Source organism: Paenibacillus wuxiensis, assembly GCF_040195695.1.
GTDB lineage: Bacteria > Bacillota > Bacilli > Paenibacillales > Paenibacillaceae > Paenibacillus_B > Paenibacillus_B suaedae.
On record NZ_JBEFZI010000004.1, the window covers coordinates 365082 to 387838 of the forward strand.

The window sequence follows — 22757 nt, forward strand, 5'->3', positions numbered from 1 at the left end:
AGCTAAGTTTGAGTTAAGTATAAATTGCAATCGATATTTAATCTGAGTCGAAATTGCTATATATATCCGTGATGGGCTATGCCCCGAGTGCCTGATCTTTCCCTTGCATGGCATCACTGAAGAGCTTCATTTTGATCGTAATTGAGGCAAACGCAAGCAAGGAAAAGCCTATCCCACACCAGATAAGCTGTTGCATACCGAGGTGAGCGATGATAAATCCCGCAACAGCAGTACCCATCGTAATTCCTAAGTTGGAGAAAGAAACGAACAGACTGTTGCCGAATTCAGGCGCTTCCTTCGTTTCAGCAGTCAGCCAAGTTTGACTCACAATCAGTCCTCCTGAGTGCACAGTTCCCCAAATGAATATCATCCCAATCATGAGAGAAAGATACGACCCTGCATAATAGACAAGTACATAGATGAACGCGTAGAGAAGCGGGAAAAGCAGTATCGTTTTTGTAGTATTTTTCTGAAGTAAAGTTCCGAACAGAAAGTTGCCAGCAATCATAACAAGCCCAAATACCATGAGCATGAGACTGATGAGTGAGCCATTCATTCGAGTGATTTGGCTTGTGTATTCGGCAAAGTAACCGTACACAGAGAACATCGCTGCAAAAATAAAGATGACAGCCGCTATGTTGAGCCAAAGTCCGGGCTTACGTAAAATACTCAGCTGTTTGCCGTAAGACATCTTCTCCTTCACAGGCATGGAAGGCAGCCAAATAAGCAAACCTATCAAGGCGATTGCATTCACGATGGCTCCAAATAAGAAGGAGGTGGATAACGAAATACGTTCAGCAAGGTAAGACGTAATCGGGACACCAAATGCGAAGCCTACTGTAATACCTGCAAATACGCGAACGACAGCCTGACTGCTCTGCTCGGGAGGTACCAGACTGGCGGCAGCTACGAGTGCGATGGAGAAGAAAATCGGATGGAACATCGCAGGCAAGATCCGGAATATAAGCATTACCTCAAAATGCGAGGTGAACGCATAGACAAGATTGGACAGAACAAAAATGGAAATGGCCGTCAATAGGACACTTTTGCGGTTAAAGCGGGATGCGATCAGGGTAAGAAACGGACCGCTAACGGCCACGATGAGTGCAAATATACCGACCAGCCAGCCTGCTTGGGAAGCTGTAATGTTGTATTTCTGCGATATTTGAGGCAGCACGCCCACAATACCCATTTCTGTCGTAATAATGCCGAATACGCCAAGGGACAGCAGAAGAAGCAGCAAGGGGGTTGTTTTTCTCATTTCAACGATAACTCCATTTCTATTCATTATGAATTTACACTTTAATGGTCTTAAAAGTACGATGATGCACTTTATTTCAAAGACTACACTTCATTCAACTCACTTCACTTCATCCCGATCGATATACATAAATACATATCTAAAAATATAGATGTATTCTAACAAAAAAAAGAGATATTTCTCCTCCTCTACAAGTGATGGGTGACGTAATCGGCATATTCTCGTATCGTGCGTTCATTGCGGCGATAGTACGTCCATTTGCCAATTCGTTCAGACTCTAATAGTCCAGCTTGCTGCATCGTGAGCAAGTAGCTGGAGATAACCGATTGCGCAAGCCCTGTCTTTTTCTGAATATCGCCTACGCATATGCCTGTTGCAAATGATATTCCATACTGAATGTATTTCTCTTCATTGAAATGTTCTTCAGGGTTCTTCAACCATTGAAGAATTTGGGCGCGTGTGTCATTAGACAAAGCTTTGCATATGAGTAAAGGTTCCATACGTCTTATTATATCTATAATTATAGATTTGTAAATACAATAATTGGCTGAAAAGTCTGTAGATGCACCGATAACAGTGGAATTTAATATACACACGTCTGAATATATATGCATACAAAATGATGTTATTTGTCCTCGTAAAAGAATATAATGGATCGAATATGTCGAAAAATGCAAAAAAAGAACGAGAATTTATAAACAAAAAGGGTGATCGATGCATAGAGGGGAATTTATATATTTGGCTCTATATAAAGGGATTATCAACTATTATAACTTATCAAGGACATAAAAATATTAAATTGCCATCATATTAACGTGGTGATAAAATAATGAAACAATACAAATGAATAATTATAAATTCATAAAGAGAACGTGTTGATTGCTGTCGATCCTATGCAATGTATGTCGATCACTTTTAAATAGAAAGGTTGCTTCGTATGAAACTGAACGGATTACCTCCCAAGCAAGGCTTATATGATCCACGATTTGAAAAAGATGCGTGCGGAATGGGCTTCGTCGCTCATATTAAAGGGCAGAAGTCCCATGATATCGTACGTCAAGCGCTGCAGATGCTGGTGAATATGGAGCATCGCGGCGGTCAAGGAAGCGAACCGAATACAGGCGATGGAGCAGGAATTATGCTGCAAATTCCGCATCGCTTCTTTGCTCGCGAGTTGGAGCAGCAAGGAATTACACTTCCGGAAGCGGGTCAATACGGCGTGGGTATGCTGTTCCTGACGCAGAATGAGCCAGCGCGGGAAGAGCATGAAGCGCGTCTTCGTCGCATCGTTGAGGAAGAAGGGCATCAATTAATCGGGTTCCGTACTGTGCCAACGAACGGGGAAGGTCTTGGCCAATCCGCACGGGCGGTTCAGCCTTATGTTCGTCAAGTGTTTATCGCACGGAATGCGGATAGCGACAGTGAGCTGGCCTTTGAACGCAAGCTGTACATGATTCGCAAGCGGATGGAGCGGGAAATTCGCTATACCGGTGAAGAGGAAGCGAGCACGTTCTATATTTCGAGCATGTCTTGCCGGAAAATTGTATATAAAGGAATGCTGACCACCGAGCAAGTTGGGCAGTTCTATCTCGATCTGCAGCATGATTTGCTCGAATCTGCGATTGCACTTATTCATTCACGCTTCAGCACGAACACGTTCCCGAGTTGGGAGCGTGCCCATCCGTATCGCTATATGATTCATAATGGTGAAATCAACACGCTTCGCGGCAATGTGAACTGGATGCATGCGCGTCAGACATTGTTCGCATCAGGCGTCTTCGGAGCTGATCTGGAGAAGGTGAAGCCAGTCATTAATGATGATGGTTCAGATACGGGGATGTTCGACAATACGTTTGAATTTCTGTATTTGGCGGGACGACCGCTATCGCATGTTGCGATGATGATGGTGCCTGAGCCGTGGAACAATCATGACAGCATGGACCCAGCGAAGAAGGCATTCTACGAGTATCACAGCTGTCTGATGGAGCCTTGGGATGGCCCTGCGGCAATGGCGTTTACTGACGGTGTGCAAATTGTAGCCACCTTGGATCGCAATGGATTGCGCCCATCTCGTTACTGTGTGACGAAGGACGATATGATTGTGCTTAGCTCCGAAGCGGGCGTGCTGGATATTGCGCCAGAGCAGATTGCCTACAAGGATCGACTTCGTCCTGGGCGGATGCTCGTTGTAGATACCGAGCAAGGCTGCATCATTTCCGATGAAGAGGTGAAGGCGCAGATTGCGGCGGAGAACCCGTACCAAGCTTGGCTGGAGGAGCATCTGGTCGGTCTTGAGGATTTGCCGGACGCGCCGGAAGTGCCTGAGCCGAAGCATGAGAATGTACAGCAGCGCCAACAGGCATTCGGTTACACCTATGAGGAACTGCGCAAGATTATCGAGCCGATGGCGGCTGCTGGTGTAGAGCCGCTTGGATCGATGGGATATGATGCACCGCTCGCGATATTATCTGAACGTCCGCAGCGGCTGTACAATTACTTTAAGCAATTATTTGCACAGGTGACGAACCCGCCTATCGATGCCATTCGCGAGGAGATTGTCACTGCGACGGGCACGACGATCGGGCCTGAGCGAAATCTGTTGCTTCCAGAGCCGGAGAGCTGCCGCCAGATTAAGCTCGATTCTCCCGTGCTCTCCAATGAAGAATTTGCGAAGCTCCGCCATATTCGCAGACCAGGCTTCAAGTCGATCACCATTCCGATCTTATTCACAGCATCAGAAGGAGCGGCGGGGCTTGAAGCGGCTTTGAAGACGATGTGCGAGGCAGCTGATCGGGTAATCGGCAAGGGACATAATTTAATTATCCTGTCTGATCGTGGCGTGGAGGAGGATCAAGCGGCTATTCCGGCGCTTCTTGCAGTATCCAGCCTTCATCACCATCTCATTCGCCAAGGGACGCGTACGAAGGTAAGCCTATTGCTGGAATCGGGCGAGCCGCGCGAGGTACACCACTATGCACTGCTGCTTGGCTATGGCGTCAGTGTGGTGAACCCATACTTGGTGTTCGAGACGCTTGATGATATGATTCGCCAAGGCATCCTGCACGGCATTACGCATGAGAAGGCAGTTAAGAATTATATGAAGGCCGCGACGAAGGGCGTCGTGAAGATCTTGTCCAAGATGGGAATCTCGACGGTACAGTCTTATCGCGGCGCACAAATTTTTGAAGCAATTGGATTGAAGCAGGACTTTGTCGATCAATACTTTACATGGACGCCATCCCGAATCGGCGGCATTGGCTTGGAGGAAGTAGCGCAGGAGGCGTTGTCTCATCACTATCGTGCTTTCGCCTCACAGCCGGGAAGAGATACGGAATTGGATTCCGGGGGCGAGTATCAGTGGCGCAAGGACGGGGAGGAGCATCTGTTCAACCCGCAAACCATTCATACCTTGCAGCAAGCTGTACGTACGAACGATTACCGTCTGTTCAAGAAGTATTCGAAAATGGTGCAAGGAGAGTACAACAGCAGCCGAACCCTTCGTTCGTTGTTCACCTTGAAGCCAATTGGCCCAGCGATTCCATTGGATGAAGTGGAATCCGTCGAATCGATCGTGAAGCGGTTCAAGACGGGAGCAATGTCGTTCGGCTCGATCTCGAAGGAAGCGCACGAGAGCTTGGCTATCGCCATGAACCGAATCGGAGGCAAGTCGAACTCCGGTGAAGGCGGAGAGAATCCAGCCCGCTATGTGAAGGATGCGAATGGCGATTCCCGAAGAAGCGCGATCAAGCAGGTGGCATCTGGACGCTTCGGTGTGACATCTCATTATCTCGTTAACGCAGATGAGATCCAGATTAAGATGGCACAGGGAGCCAAGCCGGGAGAAGGCGGTCAGCTGCCAGGCCGCAAGGTATATCCATGGGTTGCGGAAGTGCGCGGCTCGACACCAGGAGTAGGCTTGATTTCTCCGCCGCCGCACCATGACATTTACTCGATCGAGGATTTGGCTGAGCTGATCTATGATTTGAAGAATGCCAATCCGCAGGCGCGCATCAATGTGAAGCTCGTCTCGGAAGTCGGTGTTGGAACGATTGCTGCCGGAGTAGCCAAGGGGCGTGCAGATGTAATTCTCGTCAGTGGCTATGACGGTGGCACTGGCGCTTCACCGCAGGGCTCGATCCGCCACGCAGGCTTGCCGTGGGAGCTTGGATTGGCGGAGACGCATCAGACCTTGATCCTGAACAACTTGCGCGATCGTATTGTATTGGAAACGGACGGGAAGATGATGACAGGACGCGACCTTGCTATCGCTGCCCTGCTGGGAGCTGAGGAATATGGCTTCTCCACAGCACCGCTTGTTGCGGTTGGCTGTATTATGATGCGAGTATGCCAGCTGGACACATGCCCTGTCGGAGTGGCGACACAAAATCCAGAGCTGCGCAAGAACTTTGCAGGTGATCCGCAGCATGTCGTGAACTTTATGCTCTTCATTGCAGAGGAGCTTCGTGAATGGATGGCGGAGCTTGGATTCCGTTCACTGGATGAGATGATTGGGCGTACAGAATGCTTGGGCATGAAGGATGCGCTGGATCATTGGAAGGCGAAGCATCTCGACTTGTCCCCGGTGCTGTATCAGCCTGAGATGCCAGAAGGTTCCTCGCGCATTCAAGTACGCGAACAGAACCATGGCTTGGCAGAGACGCTCGATATGACAAGGCTCGTTCCCGAAGCGCAGTCTGCGCTGGAATCAGGAATGCCAGTGGAAGGGACATTCCCGATATGCAATGTGAATCGTGCGACGGGCACAATATTGGGCAGCGAGGTAACGAGAAGATACGGCGCGGCAGGACTGCCTGAGGATACGATCCGTTACTCATTTATCGGGTCTGCTGGACAGAGCTTCGGCGCATTTGTTCCACGCGGCATGACGTTGACGGTTGAAGGCGACAGCAACGACTATGTCGGCAAGGGGTTATCGGGCGGTAAAATTATCGTGAAGCCGTCTCCGCAGGCTACTTTTGCAGCAGAGGACAATGTCATTATCGGCAATACGGCATTCTATGGGGCTACAAGCGGTGTAGCCTACATTCGCGGAATTGCTGGCGAACGCTTCGCGGTTCGCAATTCAGGTGTACATGTGGTCGTCGAAGGCGTAGGCGATCATGGCTGTGAATATATGACTGGCGGCCGTGTCGTCGTTCTCGGCAAGACGGGGCGCAACTTCGCGGCAGGTATGTCCGGGGGGATTGCATATGTATGGGATGAGGATCGTACATTCGTGAACCGCTGCAATCTAGAAATGGTGCTGTTGGAGCCGCTTGAAGGAGCGGAAGAAGAGCAGCTGGTGCGAGGCATGATTGAGCGTCATGTGCAAGCAACGGGCAGCACTATTGGGGAGCGAATCTTGCAGCAATGGGACAATGGAGCAAGCGAGCAATTCGTCCGTGTTATTCCGAAGGATTATAAGCGCATGATGGAGCAAATTGCGAAGGTAGAGGCGCAGGGGATGACCGGTGAAGCGGCGCTGCTTGCCGCATTTGAAGCGAATATGCGCGATTTATCACGTGCTAGCGGAAACTAAATTATGGTATGATAGCTATGGCCTGCAGTTCGGAACTATCCGGGCGCAGGCCATCGCTTTTTTCAACCTACTTCTACTAGAAATCGTTGGTGATACCATGAAGTTTTCGCCGATGGGGGCGTTCCGCAATTATACGCGGGAGATGAACGTATTTATTTGGGCAAGCATCATTAACTCGACAGGCGGCGCTCTTATGTGGCCGCTCACGACCTTGTTTGTTTACACGCAATTGAATCGCTCTTTGGCTGATGCCGGATTTGTCATTCTAATACAGATGCTCGGCGGCGTGTTTGGGCAGTTCCTGGGCGGAGGGCTGTATTATCGGATAGGGGTGCGGCGCCTGCTTGTATGGGCACTCGCGATTACTTCCGTGCTGCAATGCTCGCTCGTGTTCACGGCATATACCAGCTGGTGGGGCTATGTCATTACGATGGGGGCGATTGGACTAGCCAATTCCGTATCGATGCCGGCGATTCAATCTTTTATTGGCTTTCGGTGGTCTGATCGGCGGGATGAGTTATTCAATGTGATCTATGTGGCGAACAACATCGGGGTCGCGCTGGGAACAGCATTAAGCGGTGTGCTCGCAGACATTTCGTTTAATTTAACTTTCCTGCTGACCGGAGTCACCTCAGCCGGGTTTGCCTTCTTCTTCTATCGCTTCCTGCAAGGCATGCAGGAAGAGGGAGCCGTGCAAGAGAATAATGAGACAAATAACGGACAAGCCCTTGAGAGTAAAGGTACTGGAGCGGCAGTAAATTCTGGCGATAGACAACAGCCTTCTGCCGGAGTGCTGCCGGAACAGACACTATGGAATAAGCTTGCCGCTTATCGCATATATTTGTTCATGTCCTTAGGGGCCATGTGCATATGGCTGGCGAATTCCTTGTGGGGAAGCGGGATCGCCCCGCATATTGATGATCAGGGCATGGGCTTCTCAATGTACAGCCTGCTGTGGACGTTGAACGGCGTACTTATCTTTGCAGCCCAGCCGCTTACGACATGGCTGAAGCGAACCGTGGCGAAGCGGGTAACCGATCAGCTGACATGGAGCGGCATCTTTTATGGAGCGGCATATCTCGTCATTTGGATCGTGCCGAACTATGCAGGTTTCGTGCTTGGAATGGCATTGGCAACACTAGGAGAAATGCTAGTATCTCCTGCTGTCCCGGCATTCCTATCCGCTCGGGCTGGTCGTGAGGCTCCATTCTATATGGGGGTTGCAGGAGGAATCAGCTCTATTGGACGGATGATAGGGCCGTATTTGCTAGGCGTTACTTACGATCATAGCGGCCTTGCTGGCGTAGCGGTCATCTCAATCGCTATTGCAGTATTATCGATTATTAGTTTTATCATTCATGCATGGCTTCAACGTCAAGGCAAAGTTCCAGTTCGTCCGCGCTCTTTTCCTTCATCTTCGTAATTTTTGAAGAATACGTATATAATTCGACAAAAGTAGAACTGAATAGGTACGCTCCTCTCCCCATGATACGACAGTGTACCTGCATCTTATGGGTTATAATAAAGATTGAAATATGGCAATTTGGAACTAAATAAAGAGTTATAGCAGTGGTCATTACAAGATAAGTGAGGTACGGGTTATGGGAGGAATAGGGGAGAATCATAATCTGAAAAGTCAAAATGAAACAAGTCTAGACAATAAACAGACTAAACTAGATATTTTTGACATTTTGACTCAATTGCAAATTGATCTTGAACGATGGCCTGATGTATACCGTCGACCGGAGGCTATACCTGCAATTGAATAGTATGTAGATGAGCATCCTCCATTTGATCAATGGAGGATGTATTGTTTTCTTATGGTTATTTCTTAATTCTGGAAGTTGGCTGCATGGAACGCTCGGCACGCACAAATGCGATGAAGCGCCGCGATTCGTCCTCAGACAGCTCACGTCCATCTACCGTAAGACGGAACTTCTTCATCAAGTCTTCGTCAGACAACTCCAAAGCGTCTGCAAACTCACGAACCTCATGTGTCAAGGTTGTTGTTGGATTGGAGATGCGTCCCACCAAATAATCTATAGATACTCCAAATAAATCCGCTAATTTGGTCAACGTTTCAAAATCAGGCTTGCGGCGATTTTTTTCATAGTGAGAAAGCGCGGCCCGGGTAATACCCAGCAGCTCAGCGAGTCCCTCTTGTGTCCATCCCTTCTGATCTCGAAGATATGATATGCGATTTCCGGTACTCATGCCAACAATTCCTCCCTTGCTAAGACGATACACCCTTTTTGAAACAATATGTCGCAAAAAAATTATAAATTATACAGAAATGAATTGACACGATACAAAATGTATCTTAATCTAAAAGTAGTTCAAGGTTACAAAATGTATCAAAACTATGACTTTAGAACCTCTTTTTCTATTATAGTGTCCCCCCCATATGATGGTCAATTGAAGATAAATCGATTACGTTTCCTCAAGTAGAGAAGCATTATAATCCATCAAAAAGGAGTGAACGACCATCGAACTTCTAACCTTGCTTGAAGTTATCAACCGTAGAAAATGGTTTCTAATCATCACTACCCTTATTGTAACATTGCTTGCGGCATTGTTCATGCAAGTAACTCAAAAACCGACCTATCGCTCTACAGTAAAGATGATTATGAGCAATAGCGGTTCAGATGCAGAAATGACGATGGAAAGAATGAATTTGAATATATCCTTGATGAACACCTTTAAGGAATTAATTAAGACACCTACTATTCTTGGGGCGGTTATACGTGATAATCCAAGCTGGGGCCTGTCAATCAGTGAACTCGCGGATCGCATCTCGGTAAGCACGGTGGAGCAAACCCCAGTAATGTCTATAACCGTTCGAGACGTCTCAGAATCGAGAGTGATTGACATTATGAATGATGTAACAAGCACGCTAAAAAGACAAGTAGCATTCATCTACAAAATGGACAACATTCTCATTCTCGATGACCCGAATCACCAACAGCGCATGATTCCAGAAGTCGAATCCCATGTATTGCGCAACACAGTGATCGTTGGGGCTGCTTGCTTTATTTTACTCATGCTGTTTGTCAGCATGAAAGATATGACAGGAGATGTTGTGCGAAATGAAGCACGACTGAGGGAACTGGAACTTTCACCTCTCGTGTCCATCGAACCTTGCAAAAGAGGAGATATGTTGACGCAAAAGACAGCGAATACCAAATTGGCGGGTGATAAAAAGAATGTTCCGATATCGACGTAAAATTCAGCTATTAGTGCATATGAAGAAGACGTCTAACATTTCCCAAACGTACCGCGCATTGCGAACGAAGTTGAATTATATGCTAGCCAAGCGAAATGATCGAACTCTTTTGGTGACCTCATCCGTGCATGGGGAAGGCAAGACGACGGTAGCTAGCAATTTGGGAATTGCCTTCGCGCTAGAAGGAAAGAAAGTCGTAATCATCGATGCGAATCTGCGGCTGCCAACACTTCACCATGTATTCTCCCTCTCGAAGCGCAGCGGATTAGGCGATTATTTGGAATCTGCGCAATGGTCGGAAGAAATGATACAAGAAAGCTCCATACCTAATTTATTCATACTCCCTGGGAATCCGACGAACAGTGATCCTTCCGAGCTGTTGGGCAGCTCTCAAATGGAATACCTCTTAAGTCATCTTGCAGAACAATTCGATCTGATTCTTATCGATTCGCCCCCCATAACGAAAGTCACGGATGGACTAATATTGTCAGGTTTGTGCGATGCGGTACTGATCGTTGTCAAATCTGGAAAAGTAAAAGCTGCTACGCTCATGAAAGTGAAAGAGGCCATAGAGTGCGTGAGCGGTACGATTATCGGCACTGTACTCAATCAAGTCGAACGGCGCAATTCGTTGAATTCACAGGTAATTGCGATGAAATAGCTGCTCGGGATAGAGACAACTGAACTAATGGAGTGATGGAGTTGAAATTGTGGTGGCTCAAGAAAGGGAGTTTTGCAGTTCTGGATGCAGGATGTATTGCTGCAAGTGTCGGGCTGTCCTATTTGCTTACGATCCATGCTAACGAAGGACAGATTGGAAATTCGTTCGTGATCGGGTTCAGCGTGCTTACCATCGTCTGCTGTCTGATCGGCTTCCAGGTGTTCAATTTATATGAACAAGTATGGCGTTATGCAGATAGTAGACATGTGTTGTTAATTGCGTCTGCCGTTACGGCTGGCTGTGGTATGTCTTCGATGATATCTATTCTCCTATGGGGAAATGAGGTGCCATGGGGGGTTATGATCATGACCTATGAGACGGTTCTTCTGTCCGTCGGAGGAATCCGAATGCTGCAAAGGTACAGGCAGAGACATACGGTGAGCCATCAGCAGGTGAAGCGTCACATTCTCATTATCGGAGCGGGTGATTGTGGGTCGCTAGTGGCCAAAAAGATATTGGACAATGAGCATTCAGACTCCCTGCCTGCAGCGTTCATCGACGATGATTCAAATAAGTGGAACAAAAAAATCGTGGGCATTCCGGTCGTTGGTGGCCGTGATTCGATTATGCAAGCTGTACAGCAATATCAGATTCAGGACATTATTATCGCCCTGCCTTCCTTGCCGCGCAAGCAAATTGCCGAATTTATCGATTGCTGCAAGACAACGGGCTGCAATATTTATACGATGCCTAGTCTTGATGACCTGATGCAGGGCAAGCTCACGGTGAACGATATTCGTCATGTAGACGTCGAGGATTTGCTTGGGAGAGAGCCTGTTCGTCTACATTTGCAAGACAACTGCAATTATATTCGGGGTAGAACGGTTCTTGTTACAGGGGCTGGGGGTTCTATTGGCTCCGAGTTATGTCGTCAGATCGCTGCTCTTAGTCCGCAGTTATTGCTGTTGCTTGGTCATGGAGAGAACAGTATTTATGCCATTGAGTCGGAGCTTCAACGGCTTCATCCTGGGCTGGAAATGATGCCAATCATTGCGGATATTCAAAATAAGCCAAGACTTGAACAACTGTTCCACGAATATGCTCCGAATGTCGTGTTTCATGCGGCGGCGCATAAGCATGTCCCGCTCATGGAGCTGAACCCTTCCGAGGCTATTCGAAATAATGTGCACGGGACGAGGAATGTAGCGGAATGTGCCCATCGATTTGGCAGTGAGCGTTTCGTCCTTATTTCTTCAGATAAGGCTGTGCATCCTTCGAGTGTCATGGGGGCAACGAAGCGAATGGCTGAGATGGTCATCCAGCATCTGAACGAGCGCAGCAGTACGAACTTTACTTCGGTTCGGTTCGGCAATGTGCTTGGCAGCCGCGGCAGTGTAATTCCGCGCTTCAAGGAGCAGATCCAGCAGGGCGGGCCCATCACGATCACACACCCGGATATGACGCGCTTTTTCATGACGATTCCAGAAGCTGTTGCCTTAGTAATTCAAGCTGGAGCCTATGCCGTTGGCGGAGAGGTATTCATCTTGGATATGGGCAAGCCTGTTAAAATTTTGGATTTAGCAACAGATTTAATCCGTTTGTCCGGCTTTGAGCCTTACAAAGATATTGAAATTGAAGTAACGGGAATACGACCTGGGGAAAAGCTGCATGAGGAATTGTCAACGGAGGAGGAGGGATTGCGGAGAACGAAACATCAGCGCATTTTTGTCGGCAATCCGCTTCTGATGGAGGAGCGCGCATTCGAGCACTGGAATAAGCAGCTCAATGAGCTTCTTCTTGATAATCCCCTACATTTGAAGCGTTTTTTAATGGAAACTATTTCGAGTTCGGATGAAGGAGTGAAGATGGCACGATGATACGATTCGGGATTGTAGGATGCGGCCATATTGCAGCAAAGCATGTGGAAGCTATTCAGAACGTACAAGGAGCAGTACTGCAAGCGTTGTGCGACTCGGACGCGGAGCGGATGAAACCATGGGCAGAGAACGGGATTGCGGCGTATTTGCAGTATAGAGACATGCTGCAGGATCCATGTGTAGATGTGGTCATTATTTGCACGCCAAGCGGGATGCATGCGGATATGGCCATTCAAGCGGCTCAGGCTGGCAAGCATGTTGTCGTGGAGAAGCCGCTCGCCTTGACGATTCTCGATGCAGAGCGGGTGATAGCAGCATGCAGCAAGCATAAGGTGAAGCTGGCAGTCGTACATCCGAACCGCTATCGTCCGGCAATTGTGCAATTGAAGAAAATGCTGGATGATGGGAGATTCGGCAAGCTGAGCCATGCGAGCGTCAAGCTTCGCTGGAATCGGAACCAGGACTATTACAATCAATCTCCTTGGCGGGGAACGAGAGCAATGGATGGCGGTGTCCTGATGAATCAAGGCATCCATTCGATGGATTTGCTAGCTTGGCTGATGGGGCCGGCAGTTAAAGTGCGAGCCATGTCGGCAACGCGTCTGAGAAATATCGAAATGGAGGACGTGGCATTGGCTGTAGTGCAATTTGCCGATGGCGCACTTGGCTCGGTAGAAGTTGCTTCGACCGTCTATCCGAACAACTTAGAGGAAGAGATTGCATTGTTCGGCGAGCATGGTTCAGCGGTGATAGGCGGTCCAACCGCGCACTGGATTAAATATTGGAACTTTGCATCCCTTGATAAGCAAGAAGCGTTGGCATTTGTTGAGCATACGCATTTAAATCCTTTTGGCGAGCCCGGACATACCCATATGATTCGGGATATGGTCGACGCGATTCGCGATGATCGTGATCCGCATGTATCAGGCGAAGATGGCAAGAGAGCGCTGCAGATGGTGTTGGACATCTACGATGCAAGCGTGAATCAACGGAGCAGCGAAGAGCAGCTCATTTCCCTGTAATCGGGATGAATGGACTAATAGGTGAAGGTGGAGATTCGGTTGTCTAATATTCTCGTGCAAACAAAACGCAGCATCCCTCTTATTGATTTGCAAGCTTCCTATGCGTCGATTTCAGAAGAGCTGCTGCGGGCTGCAGAAGAAGTGCTGTCTAGCGGCCATTATATTAACGGCCCGCAAGTTCAAGCGTTCGAAGAAGAGTTGGCGCAATATTTGAATGTTCCGTATGCCGTTGGAGTAGCGAATGGAACAGATGCGCTCATGCTGACCTTAGATGCGCTCGGTGTCGGACCTGGAGATGAGGTAATTACCTCTCCCTTTACCTTCTTTGCCAGTGCGGAAGTGATCTCGCGTGTCGGGGCAACTCCTGTGTTTGTTGATGTGAATCCAGAAACGTATTTGATTGATACAAATTGTATCGAGAAAGCGATAACGCCGCGCACGAAAGCAATTATTCCGGTACATATTTTCGGACAGATGGCAGATATGGATGCCGTGAATGACATTGCCATGAGGCATGGGCTTCATGTTGTGGAAGATGCTTGTCAGGCGCTGGGCGCAGATTATAACGGGAAGCAGGCAGGAAGCCTTGGCACTGCGGGATGTTTTTCGTTCTTCCCTACCAAGAATTTAGGGGGATTCGGAGATGGCGGCATCGTCGTTACGCACGACGCAGAACTTGCCCGTACCATTCGAATGCTGCGTGTTCATGGTTCGAATCCGAAATATTATCATGCGAGAGTAGGCTATAACAGCCGGCTGGATGAGCTTCAAGCGAGCTTGCTCCGTGTCAAGTTGCGCAGATTGAATGAATGGACAGACGTGCGCCGGCAGAAGGTGAAGCAGTACGAAGAAGGGCTGTCACAATTGCCTATTACGCTTCCAACAGAGCTGGATTACGGAAAGCATGCTTATCATTTGTACATTATTGAGACTGATCAGCGTGAACAGTTAATGGCGCATCTCAAGGAGCAGGGAATTGATTCCGGTGTATATTATCCGGTTCCGCTGCATCTTCAAGAGGTATATCGCCCGCTTGAATATAGCGAAGGCGACCTGCCGCATGCAGAGCAGGCCTCCGCCCGCTGTATGGCGCTGCCGTTGTTCCCTGAACTGACTCAGCAGGATCAGCAATACATTATAGATGCCGTGACACAGTTTTTTAAAGGACGTGATAAATAGATGAGTGTAGTTGCCAGCTCTTTTGCGATTAGTGCGGCCGATGTTCTAATGGAAAAGCTGCTTGATAAGTCAGCTGTGATCGGCGTAGTAGGCTTGGGATACGTGGGACTGCCGTTGGCGGTGGAGAAGGCCAAATCCGGCTTCCAAGTCATCGGTTTCGACGTACAGGACACGAAGGTGAGCCTGATTAATCAAGGGATTAACTATATCGGCGATGTCGTCGACGAAGAATTGAGCATGATGGTGCAGACGAATAAATTAATGGCAACTACAGATTTTGCGTTCATAAATGAAGTGGATGTCGTAACGATCTGCGTGCCGACTCCGTTAGACAGCTATCATCAACCGGATACGAGCTATGTCAAGCAATCAACAGAGGAAATTGCCAAGCACTTGCGTCCCGGAATGCTAGTGATCTTAGAAAGTACGACGTATCCCGGGACGACGGATGAGTTGGTGAAGCCTATTCTAGAAACTTCGGGCCTTACCTGTGGCGTTGACTTTTTCCTGGCGTATTCTCCTGAGCGGGTAGATCCAGGCAACAAAAGCTATAACACAAAAAACACACCAAAAGTAGTTGGCGGTATAACAGCGTCATGCACCCGAGTGGCTGCTCAGCTCTATCGATCCGTTTTGGAGGGAGATGTGGTTGAAGTAAGTTCTCCCGCAGTTGCGGAGATGGAGAAGGTGTTCGAGAACACGTTCCGCAACATCAATATCGCCCTTGTAAATGAGCTGACCCTTCTGTGCAATCGAATGGGGATTAACATTTGGGAAGTCATTGATGCTGCAAAGACGAAGCCATATGGATTTATGGCGTTCTATCCAGGGCCTGGCCTCGGCGGGCACTGCATTCCGATCGATCCGTTCTATTTAAGCTGGAAGGCTCGTGAATACAATTGCCATATGCGGCTCATTGAAACGGCCGGTGAAATCAACCGAACAATGCCGGAATATGTAGTGACTCGGATTGGATCGATCCTGAATGAAGAAGGGAAAACAATAAAAAATTCGCGCATCGTCCTGCTCGGCATGGCTTACAAAAAGGATGTAGACGATTGGCGGGAATCCCCCGTGCTCACCATTATGGATGCCTTGAAGTCGAAGGGGGCAGATGTCGTATTTAGCGATCCGCATGTCGTTCACTGCATCCATCGAGGACAGTGTATGGAAGCGTCAGAATTAACGGGAGAGCTCCTGGGAGGAGCGGATATTACGGTCATTACAACCGATCATTCCGCTTTCGATTATCAGTTCATCTGTGAACAATCCCAAGTTGTATACGATACGCGCAATGCGGTTAAGGGCGAGTATGGTTCAGCCAAATATTATCGACTTTAATCACCATCGGCGTGCCAGCACAATTCGGATTGATCACCTTTTGAAGAGTCTCCTTCACACCCTTTTTTCCTTTGAAATGTTATTTGTGATCTTTCTGTTCGCAGGTGTATTCAAATCCGATCCAAGATTCAGTTGGATACCGATGGACATCACGATGCTGACGTTGGGACTCGGTGTGCTGGTATCGATTTTTGTACTGATGAAGAGGAAATTCATCGTTCTATGGGACAGCTACATGGTAACAGCCATTTATCTTCTGCTCGCAGCCTATGCGATGCTGTCGCTAATCTGGTCCCCAAGCCAGATCTATGCCACTGATAAAGTGTCCAAGATGCTTACACTCGTGTTGTGGTCAATCATCGGCAGCTCATGGATCATTGCTTCGGAACCGAAGCGGGTACAGCGATTCATAATGGCGCTCGGCATATTCTCCTTATGGATTGCAGGGGAAGGGATCCTCACCTACGCAGCGTCCGGGGGGAAGGGATTTGTCAACGTTATGGGTGGCACGTATTTAGGAGCAGGCCAAATTTCGAGCTTAGGTGCAATTGTATTCATGTGGCAGCTTCTGTTCGGACAGAGAGAAGCCCTGTATAAATTGCTCTCATTGTTCTCATTCGGTATTTGTATGTTTCACTTATTTGTTGGCGGGGGTAGAGGTCCTCTGCTAGCAACATTTCTGTCCTTGCTCTTGCCGATGCTGTATTCGATTCGATTGGAGCACAATCGGATGTACGTAAGGCGTTACAGCTTATTGTTGCTTGCCATGATAGCGGGGGCGATCTCTACAGCGGTAATATGGTCTGCATCTCCGAATCCACCACAGACATTGCTCCGGTTATCTCTGCTGATGCCGGGAAGTGATGGAATTGGGGGTTCGGCCTCCGCAAGGGTGTCGTATGCAGGCGAAGCGGGAGATTACTGGCTGAGATCCCCATTGCGGGGCAATGGGATTGGATCATGGCCTGTGCTGTCTCAGATGGACGATTTCCGCGATTATCCGCATAATCTGTTCATCGAAGTGATGGTAGAACTCGGTGGTATTGGCTTGCTGCTCTTAGCTTTATTGATTGGCATTACGATCCGATATGCGATATTGATCTTGAAATCTGCTCAATCCGAGCGCTGGATCGTGCTGGTCATGATATTTATAGCCATGCTGTTCAATGTAACGGTCAGTGGCGATATTCCCGACAATCGAGCGTTCTTTGCCGTAATCGGCCTGCTTCCAGTCATTACTAAAGCAGGATTATTAGCAGCGCGAGAGGAGGAGCATTCTATTGCACACCGTTAAATATGACAGCAGCGAATTGACGGCGGATCATCATGAGCGTAATCATTTGTTCACGGTATGCATGCTTAGCACGGCCCACGATGCTAACGATTCCCGCATAACGTATAAAGAAGCTGTCTCACTGGCCAAGGCGGGATATAACACACTGTTCATTGTACCGCACCATGGAGAGGAAGTTATTGAAGGGGTGCGAATTGTCCCTCTGCCGATTCCACGTTCTCGGTCTGAGAGAATGTGGACAACAACATGGCGACTCTATAAGGCGGCGAGGCAAATAGATGCAGACGTATACCATTTTCATGATCCAGAATTGATTCCGATAGGGTTGTGGCTGAAGAAAAAGGGATACAGAGTCATATACGATGTGCATGAAGATGTCCCGCGCCAGATATTGAGCAAAGGGTGGATTCCGAAGTGGCTAAGAGGCGGCGTATCGCGATTGGTGGAGCGGATAGAGCTCTGGGCTAGTCTTCGCTTCGATGCGATTGTAACGGCAACGACTCATATTGAAGAACGGTTCGCTAGACACCCGAAGTGTTGCACCAAGACAGTGTGCAATTATCCAATTCTGGACGAATTCGTACACACTGCCGAGTCACCACAATCTGTACAATCCGGGGAATTCGTTGGCATTTCCCAACATGCAGGTAAGGAGGACGCCGTCTGTTATGTTGGCTCCATCGGGAATATTCGCGGACTTCAGCAGATAGTTGGCGCCATGGAGTTCGGAATACCGGATAAAAAGCTTTTGCTGGCGGGTTCCTTCGCTTCTGCCGAGGAGAAGCATGTTGCTATGGGACGTTCCGGCTGGGCCAAAGTTGATTACCTCGGGCAGTTGAACCGTAAGCAGGTATATGAAACGATGGCTCGTTCGAGAGCAGGGCTCGTTATTTTGCACCCGACGATCAATTACATAGACGCGCTCCCGATCAAGCTGTTCGAATATATGGCGGCAGGCATTCCCGTCATCGCCTCTGACTTCCCGAAGTGGAGGCAGATTATTGAGCAAGCAGGCTGCGGATTTTGTGTCGACCCCTTCGATCTTGAAGGCATATCGCAACGAATCGATTGGCTCATTACGCATCATGAAGAAGCGGAAGAAATGGGGCGCTGCGGGCAAGAAGCAGTTCAGTCTCTCTATCATTGGAATGTAGAAAAAGAAAAGCTGCTGCATGTTTATGCCGACGTCACGGGTCGCATCAGGAAGGAAGAAGTACAGCAAACTGCCTTTGGCACGATGAATAGGGAACGTGAAAGGAAGGTTGTAAAGTAGCATGGTACTACCAACACAAGTTAGCGCTCGTAACATTTTGGTGCTGGCTCCTCATACGGATGATGCGGAACTAGGCTGCGGCGCGTTTATTGCGAAGCAGATCGAGTCTGGAGCTAATGTTGTTGTCGCGGCGTTTTCGGTAGCTGAGCAATCATTGCCAGGCGATTTTGCCAAAGACACGCTGGCGCATGAATTTCATGCATCCATGGACGTATTGGAAATTCCACATGACAATCGCATCATCTATCGATTCCCTGTCCGCCAATTTCCCACCCATCGCCAAGAATTGCTGGAAGTTCTCGTTGGAATGAAGCGAGACATGAAACCGGATTTGGTTCTAGTGCCATCCTCGTCCGATATACATCAAGATCATCAGGTCATCTGTAGTGAGAGCCAGCGCGCATTCAAGGAACAATCCCTTTACGGTTACGAGCTCCCTTGGAATCAACTGAGCACCAATTCACGAATATTTGCCCCGCTTGACCGGAAATATATGGAGCGGAAATGGGAGGCTTTGCAGCAATATCGTTCTCAGCTGCATCTGAACCGGAGTTATTTTACGAGAGAGATGGTATTTGGATTGGCCAAAATTCGAGGCGTTCAAATCGGTGAAGAGTATGCCGAAGCCTTTGAACCCCTCAGGGTGAGAATATGATTGTCAGCATTCATCAGCCGAATGTGCTGCCGTGGCTTGGTTTTTTTCATAAGATGGCCTGCTCGGATTTGTTCATCTTGCTCGATACCGTTCAATTCACGAAAAATGGCTATCAAAATCGCACAATGATCGACACGCAAGGCGGTCCGAAATGGCTGACTATTCCCGTAGCGAAGGAAGGCTTGTTCGGAACGAGGACGATCGATGTGCGAATTGCGAACAACCGCGACTGGCAGGCGGAGCACATGCGCCAGCTCGAGGCCAGCTATGGCAAATGCCCTGGGTATCTTCAGCGGAAAAATGAACTACACGATCTCTACGGTGGGAAATATGAGCGCCTTGTCGATTTTGCTATACCGAGCATCGAGCTGCTCATGAACTGGCTGGACATTCGCACTCCGCTCATCCGTTCGAGTTCCATGTTGGCAGATGGGAGTAAATCGGAGCTGCTTGCTCAGCTCGTGCATGAGGCAGGCGGCGATGTTTATTTATCAGGCCCCAGCGGCAGGGAGTATTTAGATGAATCCATATTTCACAAATATGGAATCCGGGTGGAATATCACGAATTCACACCGTTTTCTTATCCGCAAAGACATGTCAGGGAAGGGTTTACGGGCGGGTTAAGCTCGCTGGATTATGCGATGCAAGTGGAAACTTTGCATTGGAAGGAGGCGGCAGTATGAGTGTAGCTGGAATGAACATATGGATCGTGAATCATTACGGAGTCGCCCCTGGCACAGGCGGAGGGACTCGTCATTTTGATTTGGCGAAGCAGCTTGTGAGGCAAGGAGCGAGTGTCACGATATTTGCTTCCGCCTACGGGCATCAGAATTGGATTAATCATTTGGAAGGCTCGCGCAATGCGGTTCGGGAAGTGACATATGATGGAGTGCGGTTCGTCTGGCTCCGCACAACAGCTTATAAGCGCAATGATTGGCGGCGCGTTAAGAATATGCTGGATTATACATGGCGCTGTTATTGGGAGGGGCGGCGGCGCAAAGAGAGCCCAGATCTCATCATCGGCTCCCTTATGCATCCTGCGGCTGCATGGATCGGTTCCCGCCTCGCTGCTCATCATAATGCGGTATTCTACTTCGAGGAACGAGACTTATGGCCGCAGACACTCATAGACTTCGGCAAGATGTCGCCGAACCATCCGATCGTCAAGGCGCTCTATTGGCTGGAATCTCATTTATATCGGAAGGCGTCCCGCATCATCGTGCTGTTCGATAAAGCTGCTGATTATGTGGAGAAGCAGAGCGGGCTGGGATCGAAGGTACTGGTTCTGCCTAATGGTGTCGATATGGAGCGCTTCGCTCTTCCGCTGGCCGAACTCCCTTCTGAGGTGGAGCGCCAATTTGAACAATGGCAAGGGAAGTTCATTGCGATTTATACCGGATCGCACGGTATTTCTGACGGCATACATCATCTCTTGGAAGCAGCAGCACTTAGTAAGGGAACCGACAGTAATATTCAATTCGTATTTGTTGGGGACGGACCGGAGAAGGAAGCTCTAGTGAAGCAGGCGGAACAAGCGGGATTGACTAATGTAGCCTTCCTCCCACTCGTGAAGAAGGAAGCTGTGCCCACACTTTTGGCGCGGGCTCATGTAGGCTTAATTGCGCTGCGTGATGCTTCTGTATACAAATGGGGCATGAGCTTCAACAAAATGTACGACTATATGGCCTCTTCATTGCCGACTCTTCTCGTTGGCAAGATTGACGATTCGGTCATTGCAAAGGAACGAATCGGTCTTGTCCTGCAAGATCCAGAGGAATTAAGTGAAGCTCTGTCCAAACTGGCGAGGCAGTTGAAGGATCGGGAGGAAATGGGCCGCAGAGCAAGAGCGTATGTGGAACGAGAGCATGATTGGGAACGCATGTCCTATAAGCTCTCCGCGGCAATAGCGGAGGACGTTGGGCGTAACGAGAAGCGAGTTAGCAAGCGCAATACGGCTGCGTCCTACGATGTGTAGAGGGGATGATTCGAAGATGGGGATAAAGGATGACAAGCGAGCATCAGCAGAATTGCAAGTGTTGGGACAGGATATTCGAATGGGAGAACAGGTGAAGCTGGGATATTTCTGTGTAATTGGTGATGGAGTGACAATCGAAGATGGAGTCTGCATTGGCGATGGGAGCATCATTGGAGCAGGTGCGGTCATTGGCAAGGGAGCGGTTATCGGCCGTCATGTCATCATCGAAGAGAAGACGGTTTTGTGCGATGGGGTAACGATTATGGATCAAGCCGTCATCGGCAAGCAGCCATTTCGTGCGAAACGATCTGTACTTCAAGATAGAGGAAGCCAGGATCCGTGCATCATCGAGAAAGGCTGTACGATTGGAACAGCTAGCATCGTATATGCGGGTGCTGTTCTGGAGCAGGATGTATTCGTCGCCGACCTAGCTACTGTGCGTGAACGTGTACGTGTAGGTGCTGGTACGATTATCGGACGCGGAGCTTCGGTAGAGAACGATTGTACGGTAGGCGCACGCTGCAAGCTGGAAACGAATTGTTACATTACGGCTTATTCCACTATTGGTGATGATGTATTTGTTGCGCCGGGTGTTATCACGAGCAATGACAATTTCATTGGCCGAACGAAGGAACGATTTAAGTGGATGAAGGGAATAACTGTGAAGAAGGGCGGACGTCTTGGGGCTGGAGTCGTAACGCTGCCGGGGGTTGTCATTGAAGAAGAAGCCGTTGTCGCGGCTGGAAGTATTGTTACTAAAGATGTGGAAGGACAGCAATTGGTCATGGGGATTCCTGCACGCGTTCTCCGTCAAGTGGCCAAGGAACAATTGCTGCAGCATCAGTAATGAAGCGTATATTCGATATTGCAGTTTCGTCCATTTTACTGCTCGTAATCAGCCCAATCCTCCTTATTACCTATATTTGCGTTCGCGTTGCATTAGGTTCGCCGGCCATTTTCAAGCAGGAGAGGCCGGGCAAGGATAAACGCGTATTCCAGGTTTATAAATTTCGCACGATGTCAGACGCCAGAGACAGTGCAGGGCAACTGCTTCCAGATGCGCATCGCATTACCGCTTTCGGTACGTTCCTGCGCTCAACGAGCTTGGATGAGCTACCCCAATTGTGGAACGTATTGCGTGGTGACATGAGTCTGGTAGGACCACGGCCTTTGCTCGTGAAGCACTTGCCGTACTTCACGAAGCGGGAACAGAAACGATTCCATGTTCGTCCGGGCATTACTGGATTAGCCCAGGTGAAGGGAAGGAATCATCTATCCTGGAATGAACGTTTGGAGCTTGACGTCCAGTATGTGGAGAACTGGTCCTTCTGGCTGGATATCAAAATTTTGTTCTTAACAATCATTACTGTGGTCAAGCGGGAGGGAGTTGCACTTCCCGGAAGTCGTGGGGCTTCTGACCTCGATAAGGAACGATATCACAGCCGCGAGGGGTGACG

At 48.8% G+C, this 22757-nt stretch carries 18 protein-coding genes; 15 read left to right on the top strand and 3 right to left on the bottom strand.

The window, feature by feature from the left end; genetic code table 11:
- Positions 1 to 76: 76 nt before the first annotated feature.
- Together ABN764_RS10690 and ABN764_RS10695 are read right to left on the bottom strand one after the other, a co-directional pair.
- A complete protein-coding gene (locus ABN764_RS10690) occupies positions 77 to 1261 on the bottom strand; it encodes an MFS transporter (protein ID WP_446671861.1) in 1185 nt (394 codons plus the stop codon).
- 188 nt (positions 1262 to 1449) lie between these two features.
- On the bottom strand, positions 1450 to 1761 hold the full coding sequence (locus tag ABN764_RS10695) for an ArsR/SmtB family transcription factor (protein WP_021254373.1): 312 nt from the start codon (positions 1759 to 1761) through the stop codon (positions 1450 to 1452).
- A 437-nt stretch (positions 1762 to 2198) separates the two neighbouring features.
- Here ABN764_RS10695 and gltB point away from each other — a divergent pair, with 437 nt between their 5' ends.
- Complete coding sequence (gene gltB, locus ABN764_RS10700) at positions 2199 to 6800, top strand: glutamate synthase large subunit (protein WP_446671862.1); 4602 nt, start codon at positions 2199 to 2201, stop codon at positions 6798 to 6800.
- A gap of 112 nt (positions 6801 to 6912) precedes the next feature.
- Positions 6913 to 8223 (top strand): MFS transporter, encoded by a 1311-nt coding sequence (locus tag ABN764_RS10705; RefSeq protein ID WP_174809046.1) that lies wholly within the window; start codon positions 6913 to 6915, stop codon positions 8221 to 8223.
- A 401-nt stretch (positions 8224 to 8624) separates the two neighbouring features.
- Here the strand turns inward: ABN764_RS10705 and ABN764_RS10710 are convergent, their stop codons facing one another.
- Positions 8625 to 9014: a helix-turn-helix domain-containing protein gene (locus ABN764_RS10710; RefSeq protein ID WP_174809042.1), complete on the bottom strand. Its 390-nt coding sequence runs from the start codon at positions 9012 to 9014 to the stop codon at positions 8625 to 8627.
- 271 nt (positions 9015 to 9285) lie between these two features.
- On the opposite strand from ABN764_RS10710, the gene ABN764_RS10715 reads away from it, so the two are divergent.
- From ABN764_RS10715 to ABN764_RS10775, 13 genes are all read left to right on the top strand, one after another.
- Entirely contained in the window at positions 9286 to 10023 is a 738-nt protein-coding gene (locus ABN764_RS10715; RefSeq protein ID WP_081676260.1) for a YveK family protein, read from the top strand.
- Positions 10004 to 10684 carry a CpsD/CapB family tyrosine-protein kinase gene (locus ABN764_RS10720; protein ID WP_021254368.1) on the top strand — a complete coding sequence of 227 codons (681 nt, stop codon included), beginning with the start codon at positions 10004 to 10006 and terminating at the stop codon, positions 10682 to 10684. The genes ABN764_RS10715 and ABN764_RS10720 overlap by 20 nt, the downstream gene beginning before the upstream one ends.
- A 41-nt stretch (positions 10685 to 10725) precedes the next feature.
- Positions 10726 to 12561, top strand: a complete 1836-nt coding sequence (locus ABN764_RS10725) for a polysaccharide biosynthesis protein (protein WP_446671863.1) — start codon at positions 10726 to 10728, stop codon at positions 12559 to 12561.
- Positions 12558 to 13583: a Gfo/Idh/MocA family protein gene (locus tag ABN764_RS10730; RefSeq protein ID WP_446671864.1), complete on the top strand. Its 1026-nt coding sequence runs from the start codon at positions 12558 to 12560 to the stop codon at positions 13581 to 13583. Before ABN764_RS10725 ends, ABN764_RS10730 begins: the two co-directional genes overlap by 4 nt.
- A gap of 39 nt (positions 13584 to 13622) precedes the next feature.
- Positions 13623 to 14762 carry a DegT/DnrJ/EryC1/StrS family aminotransferase gene (locus ABN764_RS10735; RefSeq protein ID WP_446671865.1) on the top strand — a complete coding sequence of 380 codons (1140 nt, stop codon included), beginning with the start codon at positions 13623 to 13625 and terminating at the stop codon, positions 14760 to 14762.
- Between the two features lie 27 nt (positions 14763 to 14789).
- Positions 14790 to 16103 (top strand): nucleotide sugar dehydrogenase, encoded by a 1314-nt coding sequence (locus ABN764_RS10740; protein WP_446671975.1) that lies wholly within the window; start codon positions 14790 to 14792, stop codon positions 16101 to 16103.
- Between the two features lie 142 nt (positions 16104 to 16245).
- Positions 16246 to 17397 carry an O-antigen ligase family protein gene (locus ABN764_RS10745; RefSeq protein WP_446671866.1) on the top strand — a complete coding sequence of 384 codons (1152 nt, stop codon included), beginning with the start codon at positions 16246 to 16248 and terminating at the stop codon, positions 17395 to 17397.
- The gene (locus tag ABN764_RS10750) at positions 17384 to 18670 is read left to right on the top strand and encodes a glycosyltransferase family 4 protein (protein WP_268623609.1); all 1287 of its coding nucleotides are present in this window, start codon (positions 17384 to 17386) and stop codon (positions 18668 to 18670) included. Before ABN764_RS10745 ends, ABN764_RS10750 begins: the two co-directional genes overlap by 14 nt.
- Before the next feature lies 1 nt (position 18671).
- On the top strand, positions 18672 to 19325 hold the full coding sequence (locus ABN764_RS10755) for a PIG-L deacetylase family protein (protein WP_065292608.1): 654 nt from the start codon (positions 18672 to 18674) through the stop codon (positions 19323 to 19325).
- A complete protein-coding gene (locus tag ABN764_RS10760) occupies positions 19322 to 20008 on the top strand; it encodes a WbqC family protein (protein WP_174810960.1) in 687 nt (228 codons plus the stop codon). Before ABN764_RS10755 ends, ABN764_RS10760 begins: the two co-directional genes overlap by 4 nt.
- Complete coding sequence (locus tag ABN764_RS10765) at positions 20005 to 21300, top strand: glycosyltransferase family 4 protein (protein ID WP_446671867.1); 1296 nt, start codon at positions 20005 to 20007, stop codon at positions 21298 to 21300. The genes ABN764_RS10760 and ABN764_RS10765 overlap by 4 nt, the downstream gene beginning before the upstream one ends.
- 16 nt (positions 21301 to 21316) lie before the next feature.
- Positions 21317 to 22147 (top strand): N-acetyltransferase, encoded by an 831-nt coding sequence (locus ABN764_RS10770; RefSeq protein ID WP_268623612.1) that lies wholly within the window; start codon positions 21317 to 21319, stop codon positions 22145 to 22147.
- Positions 22147 to 22755, top strand: coding sequence for a sugar transferase (locus tag ABN764_RS10775; protein WP_142545712.1), 609 nt, complete (start codon positions 22147 to 22149; stop codon positions 22753 to 22755). The genes ABN764_RS10770 and ABN764_RS10775 overlap by 1 nt, the downstream gene beginning before the upstream one ends.
- The last annotated feature ends 2 nt before the right edge of the window (positions 22756 to 22757 follow it).